The sequence below is a fragment of the Calditrichota bacterium genome, assembly GCA_013151735.1.
GTDB lineage: Bacteria > Zhuqueibacterota > JdFR-76 > JdFR-76 > BMS3Abin05 > BMS3Abin05.
Genome location: JAADHR010000047.1, coordinates 1 through 11,543, shown reverse-complemented (window position 1 = coordinate 11,543; position 11,543 = coordinate 1). Strand labels below are relative to the sequence as shown.

5 protein-coding genes are annotated in these 11,543 nt (G+C 50.3%); 1 reads left to right on the top strand and 4 read right to left on the bottom strand.

The window, feature by feature from the left end; translation table 11 throughout:
* From GXO76_02645 to GXO76_02630, 4 genes are all read right to left on the bottom strand, one after another.
* A partial coding sequence (locus GXO76_02645; GenBank protein NOY76750.1) for a SusC/RagA family TonB-linked outer membrane protein occupies positions 1 to 2,978 on the bottom strand: 2,978 nt, incomplete at its 3' end.
* Between the two features lie 215 nt (positions 2,979 to 3,193).
* Entirely contained in the window at positions 3,194 to 4,378 is a 1,185-nt protein-coding gene (locus GXO76_02640) for a hypothetical protein (GenBank protein ID NOY76749.1), read from the bottom strand.
* 513 nt (positions 4,379 to 4,891) lie between these two features.
* The gene (locus tag GXO76_02635) at positions 4,892 to 6,565 is read right to left on the bottom strand and encodes a fatty acid--CoA ligase (protein ID NOY76748.1); all 1,674 of its coding nucleotides are present in this window, start codon (positions 6,563 to 6,565) and stop codon (positions 4,892 to 4,894) included.
* 694 nt (positions 6,566 to 7,259) lie between these two features.
* The gene (locus tag GXO76_02630; GenBank protein ID NOY76747.1) at positions 7,260 to 9,854 is read right to left on the bottom strand and encodes a hypothetical protein; all 2,595 of its coding nucleotides are present in this window, start codon (positions 9,852 to 9,854) and stop codon (positions 7,260 to 7,262) included.
* A 387-nt stretch (positions 9,855 to 10,241) separates the two neighbouring features.
* Here GXO76_02630 and GXO76_02625 point away from each other — a divergent pair.
* Positions 10,242 to 11,543, top strand: a 1,302-nt coding sequence (locus GXO76_02625) for a hypothetical protein (GenBank protein NOY76746.1), incomplete at its 3' end; no start/stop codon positions are given.

Here is an 11,543-nt window from a genome sequence, read left to right as displayed (position 1 = left end):
CGAACCAGACTGGCGTCTTCGATGAATTGAGAGGTTACCGTACTGCCATATCCCTTGTACCAATTTTGATCCAGAACAACGGATTTTCCGGCTCCGGGGCCATACCCCTCAAACTTTTTTGTGGTTCCGCGCTTCAGCGTTTCTGCGTGAGTCCCGAATTCAATCAATTTCCCTTTTGTGCCGTTCCAGACGCGTCCGCCGTGCCGGATGTCCAGAAAAGCGGAAAGCCTGATTTTTCCCAGGAACGTAAATTCATTTCGAATGCCTGAGGTCCATTTTGGATTGGGATCTCCCAAAAATCGAAACTGGGTGTCGCCCACGGGGTATCCGTCTTCATCCAGGAAAAGAGCCCCGGCCGGCGCATTGGGGTAGGCCTCATCAATATTGATGGTGGTGCCGTCTTTCAGGGTGTAGTGGATTCCCCGTCCGAACCGGATAAAATCCTTCCCGTAAAATTCACCGATGGCGTAGCCTTCGGCCGCGACACTGGCAATATTGGACCAGCTCATGTAGCTGATCATATCCGATCCTTTGAGGCTGACACATTCATTCTTATTGGTGGCCCACAAAATTCCCATATCCCAGGAGAATAATTTTCGCTTAACCGGGCTCATATTCAAGTCCACTTCCCAGCCCTTGTTTTCGATCACGGCTCCGTTGGCGGTTTTTGTGCTGTACCCGGTGGAGGGAGGCAGCGGAACCCGAAAGATCACATCTTCCGACCGCGATTTGTAGTAGGTCAGGTCCAAACCCAGGCGGGAATTCAAAAAGCCCAGATTGGTTCCCACTTCAAATTCCTTCGTGCGTTCCGGTCGCAAATCCTCTGCCGGCGCAATGGAACTGGAATAAAAACCGCCCACATTGTCGTACATGCCGGCATTTAACGTTCCCGTCCAGTAGCCGCTTCGCATTCCGGAAATAAATCCGGTCGTGGTGGAATACACACCGGGTTGAATACCGGCCTCTCCGTAGGCCATTCTCAGCTTCCCAAAATTGAAATAGGGAATGTGGGGCAAAAGGCTGAATTTTGTAAATTCCCACGCGGCGCTGTATTTGGGAAACCAGTGCCGCCGTTGATTCTCGCCAAATGTGGACGACCCGTCGTTTCTGAGGGCGGCCGTTAAATACAATTGGTCAAACAGATCGAATGTACCCTGTCCGAAAAAGGACTCGGTTTGAATCAAATATTCATATTCATTTGAATTTCGGGTCACTGTGTTTTCCAACTGGTAATATTTGGGCGTGATGAAAATGTCGCCGGTCGCACTCAGGTAGTGGTATTCTCTCCGGTTGAAATTGTACCCGGTCATAAACGTCCCGGACAGGTTTTTGCTGATTCGTTTCAAGTACTTCTGCAAATTAAGCGTGGCCACCAGATTGTTGTCCACCTCGTGGAAGATGTAATTCCGGCGCCACATGCTGCCGTCCCCGGCATTGGCCGTACTGCTAACCGGATTGACCCGAATGCGGTTGTCTTCGGAGTAATCGGACCCCAGGGTGTACGTGATATTTACCCAGTCCAGAGGATCGTAATCGAGCGTCAGGTTGCCGATGGTGCGTCCGACCGTGCTGTTATTAATTTTCTCAAAGGCCGAAAAATAGGGGTTGTCGTATTTTCTGGATTTCCGCAAAACCGTGGGCGTACTGTACCGGTACGAGCGGTGCAAACCGGTCACCGGATCCAGATACGGCCAGTTGTTAAATTCCGGCGGTGTCCGCCAGGCGCCCAGCGTGATTCCACCGGTATTGGAACGGCTGTTCAGATACTTGGCTTTTACATTGGCATAGTACAAATTCCCGGTGATTTTTAGTTTTTCGGTCACCACCTGCGAGGCCTTCACCCGAAAGGAATACTTTTTGTAAAAATCCGAATTTCCGACAAACGGGCCGTTCTGATTAATGGCTCCGAACGAAGCGAAAAAGGTCGTCAGATTATTTCCGCCGGAAATGGAAAAATTATTCTCTTCCGTATGACCCGTTTCATTAAACATTTCCATGCTGTGGTCGTAGGTTGGAGTGGACGGATCGAGTTTGGGCCCCCACGAACGCAAATAATTCTTCTTGAATTTTCCCTTATCGCCCTGCCCGTATTTGCGCTGCAGAGGAACCGATCGATTGACGCGGTCCCAGGAATAGGACGTTTTGTAGTGGATTTGTGTTTTGCCCGGCACACCGCTTTTGGTCGTAATCAGCACCACGCCGTTGGCGGCACGCGATCCGTAAATCGCCGAGGCAGCTGCCCCTTTCAGAATCTCTACCGATGCGATATCATCCGGATTCAAGTCGGATGCGCGGTTGGCCTGAACAGTTCCGCCGCTGCCGGTCCCGCCGGTTCCCACGCCCCGCGTGGAATTATCGATGGGAACCCCATCCACCACAAAAAGCGGACTGGTGCTTCCCGAAATGGTATTTCGGCCGCGGATTTCGATAAAGGCCGTGGCACCGGGTTCTCCGCTAAATGTGTTGACATTTACGTTGGGTGCCTTGGCCGCAAGGGCATCCACAATATTCACCTCATCGCTTCCGATAATCTGGCCGGCAGGCACTTTGGCCACAGTAACGCCCAATTTCTCCTTGATTTGGCTTCCCCCCATACCGGTGACCACAACCTCCTGCAAACCAAGAACGTCCACAGGTAAATTAAAATTAATTTCTACGGTCTTATTTGCAATCACCCGGACCTTTTTGGTGATCTCTTTGTATCCCATAAAACGGGCCTTTAAAACGTAATTCCCGGGTGGGATTCCTATGATTTCAAAATTTCCATTCCGATCGGTGGCTGCTCCCAGGTTTGTTCCGACAATCATCACATTGGCGCCGATAAGAGGCATGTCCGTTCCTTCTTCTACCACTTTTCCGACAATCTTGCTAAACGTACCCTGGGCAAAAGAGGTTCCGGCTGTGAGTATCATCAAGACCAACAGCAGTCCAATGATGGATTCCACGTTAAGCTTCTTTAAATCGTTAATTTTCATCATTCAAGCTCCTCTTTCATTCAATTGGTGGGATGACTCAAATCGTCCCTCATCCCAAGAGTCATTTTTCCGTCTCCAAGGGTTTTTTCGATTGGGGTTCTGAAAAATCACCTCCTTTCATGGGTTGTAATTGCCGTATCATTGGGTTGGATGGATCACCTCCTTTCCGTCTGCCGATTTTTTCTTTTTTTATTTTTGATTGCTCCCCGAAAAACCATTTAACGGTGTGATCGGATGATCCCGGAAAGGATGCGCACCAGCCGGTTTACCGTCCGCTTTTGAAAGGTTTTCATCTCATCCGGACGGAACCGGGTTTGCCAACGATCCATCCAGGTTTCCGTTTCCGAAAAAACGGAATCTTCGGCAGCCAACACCGCCGGTAAAATCCCTTTGCTTTCAGCGGACTTCAGCCGCGGGGTGTACAACCAACCCGGGTTCGTTTTATTCGGGTACACAAGCGCTTCAATCTCCTGAATCAGACGGTTCATTCGGGGAGGATTCCCTTCACTAATCGCTGGCGGCAGGGTTTCATCTACCGGCCACACGGGAAAAGCAATCCCACAAATCGGTTCACCCAAAATAACCCACATGGTCGTCAGGGCGGGATTTTCACTGAGAATCACACCGTGAAAAACCACCACGGAAACCGTTTTGAATCGATTAATACTATTCTGCGTGCGGAGAACCCCCTTCGGCAGCGAATCCTGTCGTCCGGAAAAGGGCAGCGGGTAGGGGTAAGCGCTTTCATTTACCAGATCGCGGGAAACCGTCCGAAGAATGTACCGATAGCTCAGCGCTTTTTCCCGTGCTTTTCGCAGCCAGAGGAGATTGGCCCGCGCCCACCGCTGGTACCCATACGCCAGAGAATCCTTTGTTCCGGTTACAGAAAAATTGGCCCGAACAATGTAGCCGTACGGGGAATCTTTGGCATCGAAGCGAACAAAGGAATGGCTTCCTGTTTCGAAAATGGCCCCATCTCCCAGCGCATCAATCACCCCAAAATTGGAGCGCGTCTTCCGGCCTTGAATATTCGTTTCATAAAGCAGCTTTCCAAAATCATCTACCGAACGACAGGTTTCCAGGGCTTTTTTCATATAAATTCCATTTTCACTGGATTTCTCGCCTTCCAGATCTTTGGACGAAGAATTCATAATCGCAAATCCGGCCGAATTGACTCCCATCCACACCTTGGTGGTGTCTCCGGATTTGATAACGGCCATAAACGGAAGACTCGCGCGCGTGAAAAAATGAATGGAATTGTTTCGATCCCGGCTGTCTCTGTTTTTCCACAAAAGGGGTTTGCCGTCAATAGTGGCCTTACCGACCGCCACCCCCACCGTACACTCTTCCTGTGCGGCTGTGAGAACCGGAAACAGGAAAAGAACCAGGACAAGGAGTTTCATAAAAGGCTTTCGGAACATAAACCCTCCCATTTTCAGTGAATGGCGCCATATAATTTATGGTTCTATTGGTTTTTTTATGGGGAAAATAATCTTTTTGAAAATGTAGCCCGGCCTTTTGAACCCACCCCCCGGAGAGAGGGTCAGGAATGGACTGATTCTCCTAAATACGTACGAAACGAGACATTACACCGTGTCCATTCGGGACTAAAAAAAGCGGGCTTTCCCTTTCAGTGTTTTTACCGATCGTTTCTGCAGTAAAACAAAAAATACGGGTTGGGCCTTACCATTTTTTAGAGATTTCTTTTAGTATGCTTCGTGGCTAATGAATTTTTCAGGCTACAAGATTTTGCTTAAAAAACCTGTAATAATACTAATAAGCGGCATTAAGGCAATCGGCTTTCTAAAAGCCCTTTTCTGAATACGGGGTGGGCCGTTAAACCAGGTTAATACAATCGCGTTAAAAAGGGCGGAATCCGAGCCGTCACACGCCTGGCCCCGATTCCGCCTCGCATTCTATTTCTTGTAAGTGGCTCGCAGCAGTTTTTTGTCAATTTTCCCGACGCTGGTTTTAGGAATTTCGTCAACAAAAATAAATTCATCCGGAATCACCCATTTTTCGATGACGCCGGCTTCCACAAACGGCTGGAGGCCCTTCTTGCACACATCTACCGTAATTGTATCCTTAAACTCGGGTTTCGGAACAATGTAGGCCACCGGGCGCTCACCCCATTTTTCATCGGGAACGCCAATCACGGCGACCTCTTTGACCGGCTCACACTGGCTGATCAGATTTTCCAATTCGAGGGAAGAAATCCACTCGCCACCCGTTTTAATGATGTCTTTAATACGGTCCGTAATCTTCACGTACCCTTCTTCGTCGTAGTAGGCCACATCACCCGTGTGGAGCCAGCCGTCACGCCAGAGTTCTTTGGATTTTTCAACGGTTTTCAAATATCCGGCCGTCAGCCAGGGCGCCCGCACCACAATTTCGCCGGTGTGTTTCTTGCCGGGAGGAAGTTCCTTTCCGCTTTCATCCACAATCCGTAAATCAACCAGCGGAATGGGCAATCCGGTTTTGGTCACCACCTCTACCTTTTCTTCGTCGCTCAGATTTTCCATTCCCTGCTTAAATTGCGCCAGGGTCAAAATCGGGCAGGTTTCTGACATGCCGTAGCCGGTCATGATTCGGATTCCCTTATCAATCGCCATTTTGGCCAGTCCCTTGGACAGCGCCGATCCCCCAATGACCACTTTCCAATTGGAAAGATCAATTTGATTCACAACCGGAGCACTGAGGATCATTTGGAGAATGGTGGGCACGCAGTGAGAAAAGGTGACCTTTTGCCCGACCAAAAGCTTGAGCAGCATTTCCGGTTCGTATCGTCCGGGATAAATCTGTTTCACGCCCATCATGGTGGCCAGGTACGGAATTCCCCATGCGTGCACATGGAACATCGGGGTAAGGGGCATGTACACATCATTATAAATAAAATTAATGGGTTCCGGGTAGGAATCGATGGATGCAGCCGCTGCCAGGGTGTGAAGCACCAATTGCCGGTGCGTAAAGAAAACCCCCTTCGGGTTCCCCGTGGTTCCGGTGGTGTAAAAGGCGGTCGCCACCGTATTTTCGTCCATATCGGGAAATTCGTACACATCATTGTAGGTGTTGATGAGCGTTTCGTATTCCCCCGCCGTTTCCAGCTGACTGTGGACGGACGGATCTCCGTCTCCGATGAGAACAATCTTTTTGACCGTCTCAAACTGGCGGGCGATTTTTTCGATGAGCGGCAGAAAATCTTTGTGCACAAAGAGAATTTTGTCCTCGGCATGATTGATCGTGTACAGCAACTGCTCCGGGGACAACCGGGGATTGATGGTGTGCAAAACGGAACCCATCATCGGAACCGCAAAATAGGCTTCCAGATAGCGGTGACTGTCCCAATCCATGAATGCCACCATGTCACCCTTTTTCGCGTCCAGATCCGCCAGCATATTGGCCAGGCGCTGGACGCGTTTATAAAAATCGGAGTAGGTATATTTGAATTGATCCCGATAGATGATTTCCTGCGTCGGATTGACCCGCAGCGGGCGGGTTAATAATTGCTTAATAATCAATTGGTAATCATAGCCTTCATTCGGATAAATCATTGAGTCGTCCTCCTCTTTTAGAATTTTATTGTCACACATTCACACATTAAAAACTACTGCACGCCATATTGCCGCAAATGGGCGGTTATTTGAAATTTAGTCGGCAATTCCCGGTTGACTTGCGACAACCTTTAGAGGTTGTGTAAAAAAAACCACAAATCATATTATTGCCTGAAATCCACGGGCAGGCAATTTCCGTCAATCTAACACGTATTAAATTTTGAATAACCCCACCAATTTCAATCTGTTAACCTTTCGTACCTACGGCACTCATGTTAATGGGAGCACTATATTCGCTACAAACATCTCGCACCTAACGGCGCTCTTATACACGAATTGGCTAATTCTTTTTTAACAGCAATAAATACAGTCCCGCAGGGACGATAGGTTTGTAGCCAATAAAAAAGAACTGTTCAAAAGTCCCGTAGGGACGATAGGTTCTTAACATTTTTGACTGACATCAAGTACCAATTAGCAGACAAGGATGCGCTCTTTTTCAAATCCTTGCGTGAGATTACACGCCGGTGGACACATTTCCAATTTCGCTTGCATCGGTCGCCAGCCATGACGTTATAACGTAAATAGTCTTCATTTTTACACCGCCCCTTTAGGTAGTGGATTCATAAGAGATTCTAATCACTACACGGGGCTGAAGCCCGCGATCTAAAATCAGCAAAACCCATTAATTCCACGAGCTGAAGCTCATGGCAAGTCAATTATTTCCCCTTTCCTTTTACTTAACCCGTTGGTTGACTTTCAGGCTCACCCGATAAAGCGCATTAAAAAAGAGTTTAAAGGTTCCGAACATCTGCGACCGGTGCTGAACGCGAAAACCGTAAAGAATGACCCGGCCCTTCCGGTACGGAATATCCGCCAGTGCCACTTTTCCGTGAAGGACACTTTCCCCCTTTAGCCAGCCACTGAGCAGCAAATCCGAATCGGGAAACACCCCGGCTTCTTTCATCTCAAAGGGGGCCGAAAGAAGCGCAAAAACCGGATCATTTCGGAAAAAGATCGCCGGTTCGGACGGCATACCGACGGTCAAGGGTGAATCGGAAGCAAGCCTGAGCCGAAGAAGGGTTCCGGGGGCGTAAAACCGTTCCGAGGATTTTCCATTCAAAATGTTCCGTGCGGGAACGCCCAGTTTTTCGATGGCAAAATTCGAGGCCTTTGAAAAGAACAAGGCTGTGCCGCCGTTTTCCAGAAACGACCGCAGGGCCGAAATTCCCTTCTTACCAAGTCCGCCGGTGTATTTCGGCATAATCCTGGGCGATCCTAATCGTGTTCGGCCTGAGTTGCTTAAACCCTCTGCAATTCCCTTGCTGCTAAGGGAAGGAAAAATAATCAGGCTTAAATCACCCAGCTTATTTTTGCGAAAATCCTGATCATGCAAAACCCGGTACGGGAAAGAAAAATGATCCAGTACCCAGCGGGTCCATCCTTCATCCATGCTGGCCAGATAGGATTGGTAAATGCCTATTTTTTGAAGGGTCAGGGGCTGCAGAGATTTTCGCACATTTTCTTCAATTGAAACGGGAACCACACTGTTTTCCTGCAGGAGCCGGGTGACCAGGGCGACATCCTTCTCCGTTACCGGCACCCAAAAGCTCCCTTTTTTAACGGTTTTTCCGTTAACCGAAAGGGCCTGCGGGGATGTAAAAACCGGCTTCTCCTTCTGCAAAAGCCGATTTACAATTTTGTAAGAATTAAGCCAGCGTCTTTCGAGCGCCACCCATCGGACCGACGGACGAAGCCCGGGCACCGGCCGCGTGAATTGAGTCACCCGGTCCATCGGAACACGCAGGGGCGTATCGATTGCAGTGATCCGAACCCCCATCTGAAGCGGCAGACTCCAGGCGGTGATGTCGTACGGGGGGCGCGGAGGGCCGCCGGGATACATTCGCAGATCGGGGTAGACCTGTTTCCCCAGCAGGTCCAGAATGTAGGGACGCTCCGGCTGACTTAGCGGGATCACGTAGCTTCCGGCAGGGAAAACACAGGCCCGGTACGAAAACGCCTGCTTGGTTTGAAAAACAGAAACATGACCCAGCTGCAAGCGTTTCAGCATGTCCAGGGCCGCATTCGGATCCCATTGATCGGCGGGAACCACGTAGGCAAGAGGCGGTTCTGTTTTCCCCCGGGCAATGGCCTTCCGATTAAGCCGGTAAAAGTCCAGCAGGATGTCTTCTTTGTGCATCGCCAGAAAATGGGTAATCGAAAACGTGGCCGCTTCCTCGTAATCAATAATATCACGCAGGTGCCACCAGCCGCCCGGCCAGGGATCCAGAAAATTGACCTGCATTTTGTAATCCGGCAAATCCTGCCCCATGCCCCGCAAACTCGTTTTCGGAAAAAACCGCGGACTGGCCAGCGGGATGCTGGACGCTTCGGACAAAATTCCGATTCGGTTGTGCCAGAACGGCGTTTTGGACATGGTTCCTTCAAAATAGCCGTTAAAAACGGTTCCGGTGGCCACCCCTTTAAATCCCTGCTCCTGAAGATCGGCAACGGCCTGTTTTCCCACAAGATTGGTCAGCGAGGTAATCAACGGATCCACATGGGGATTGACGGGATTGGAATACGGGGGCAGGAAAAAGCGGACGCTTCGGCTGCCCATTTGATGCTGATCGTAGATAAGTTCCGGAAACCAGTCGTGGTACAGCACCCGGGCCACCAGGCGCGTTTCCGGAAGATTAAACATGAACCAGTCCCGGTTGTTGTCGTGCCCCGCGTAATGATGGTAAAGCCAGGGCAGAGGACTCCCTTCGTAGGGCGTGTGCACCGTTTTCCGGTACCAATCGACCACCATCTGCTGACCGTCGGGATTGAGAGACGGCACAAGCAAAATAACCACCTTGTCGAGAATCCGGAGTAGTTTTGGATCCTGAGTTGTGGCCAGCCTGTACACCAGTTCCACGGATTCCTGGCTGGAGGCAATTTCGGTTGAATGAATATTCAAAGTGATCAAAATAACGGCCTTCCCCTCGCGGGCCAGATTTCGGGCCTCCGTTTCGCTCAAATCGTAGGGATTCGCCAGTTCATGTTGAATGGCTTTGAGTCGGGGTAGATTTTTCAGGTTGGCAGAAGAAGAGATGGTGACGAGCAAAAAGGGCTTTCCAAGGGTGGTTTTTCCCAATTCCTGCACCATCACCCGATCGGATTGTTGACCCACCTGTTGAATGTAGGACCGTATTTGATTCCAGTCGATCAGGTGGTAATCCGCGCCCATGCGAAATCCGAAAACATCCTGCGGCGGGGGAATGGTTTGTGCACAAATAATCAGGGGGAAAAAAAGAAGCCCTATCAGGGCAAACACGCGTCGGATCATTTCTAATTCCTTGAATTTCCTTTCTCCGTGGCTCTCTCTTTTTTTTCTCTGCGGCTCTCTGTGTAACGTCTTTTTTTGTTACACAGAGGGACTCAGAGAAGCACGAAGAAACAGGGTGCAATTGCATCGTATTTTAGTGAAATTAATTCAATTTGTCAAGGATTTTTTAAGAAGCGGGGCAAATTTGTCTTTTGATTTGACTTTTCCGACAGAATTACTTATTTTGAAACGACACGTACACTCTACCCCCCGCGAATGGCGCTAATTTACCTTTAAAAAATTTATTCGTGAAGATTCGTGAAATTCGTGGGTAAAGTCAATTCGCGAAATTCGTGGGCAAAACTCATTTGTGAAATTCGTAGGCAATTTTTTTAAGCAGGAATAAACATGAAACCAAGATCCCTCTCTTTCCTCTTTCTTTTTGTCCTTGTCTCCATTCTTACACCGGCCACTCCGGCCCAAACATACCAAAAGGAAAATCAGGGCGTAGACAGCACATCCGTAGAATGTACGATTGGGGTGGCTTCCGGAAAGGCGACACCGGACGGCCGCCCGCTGGTCTGGAAAACCCGGGACCTGGCCTCCCGTCCCAACAATGAAATTTACTTCAACACGGATTCCCGGTACGGCTTTGTTTCGGTTGTTAATGCAGGCGGAACCTATTCCTGGATGGGCGTCAACGAAAAGGGGTTCGCTATTTTGAATTCCTATTCAGGGGATTTATCGGCCTCGGGTTCCGGGCTGACGAACGGCCTGCTGATGAAAACCGTGCTGGGAGTCTGCGCCACCGTGGCCGATTTCCAGCACTTTCTGGACAGCACAAACGTCAGGGGCCGAAAAACCCAGGCCAATTTCGGCGTGATTGACGCTACCGGGGCAGCAGCCATTTTTGAAACGGGCGGGACATTTTATCGGAAGTTTGATGCCAATGATCCCTCCCAGGCTCCCGACGGCACCCTGGTCCGAACCAATTTTTCCGTGACCGGCGGAGGCGATTCGGGAATCGAGCGCTACAATCGAAGCAAAGAGCTGATCGGCGATTTTGCCTCGGGCGATTCCCTGACCTTTCGCACCATTCTCCGCCACCAAATGCGCGACTTTTCCGACTTCGACAGCAACCCGGTGCCCGTTCCGTTTCCCCGGCGCTGGAAATCCGATCGGCCTTTTGGCTACATCTACACCGGTGTGAGTATCTGCCGGTCCTCATCCGTGTCAGCCGCCGTGATTCACGGGGTTTTACCGGATGAAGATCCGCGCTTCACCACACTGTGGGCTATTTTGGGACAGCCGGCGTCATCCATTGCCGTCCCCTACTGGCCGATCGGAGAAACCCCTCCCGAAGCTGACGGCGACCCCACAGCTCCCCTCTGTGATGAAGCCAATCGGATCAAATCCCTTTTGTTTGATTACACCCCAAACACCGCCTATATCGATTCCTACAAGCTGCGCGACGAAAACGGAAACGGCCTCTGGGCCCGGACCTTTCCGGCAGAAGATTCCATTTTTACAGCCACCGAGGCCCGGCTGGCCGATTGGCAGCAGGCCGCCTCGTTTCCCGCTTCCGAATTGGAGGCAACGGAGTCCGAGATGGCCGGTTACGCCCTTCGGAAACTGAAGCAGGCCTACCGGGGCCTGGCCACTTCGATTTCACCCGGTGCGCCCCGATCGCTTCCGGACCAATTTTCTCTG

Bases quoted from the DNA above. Each gene is read 5' to 3' on its own strand.
- GXO76_02640 (NOY76749.1), bottom strand. From the start codon at position 4,378: ATGAAACTCCTTGTCCTGGTTCTTTTCCTGTTTCCGGTTCTCACAGCC.
- GXO76_02630 (NOY76747.1), bottom strand. From the start codon at position 9,854: ATGATCCGACGCGTGTTTGCCCTGATAGGGCTTCTTTTTTTCCCCCTG.
- GXO76_02635 (NOY76748.1), bottom strand. From the start codon at position 6,565: ATGTGTGACAATAAAATTCTAAAAGAGGAGGACGACTCAATGATTTAT.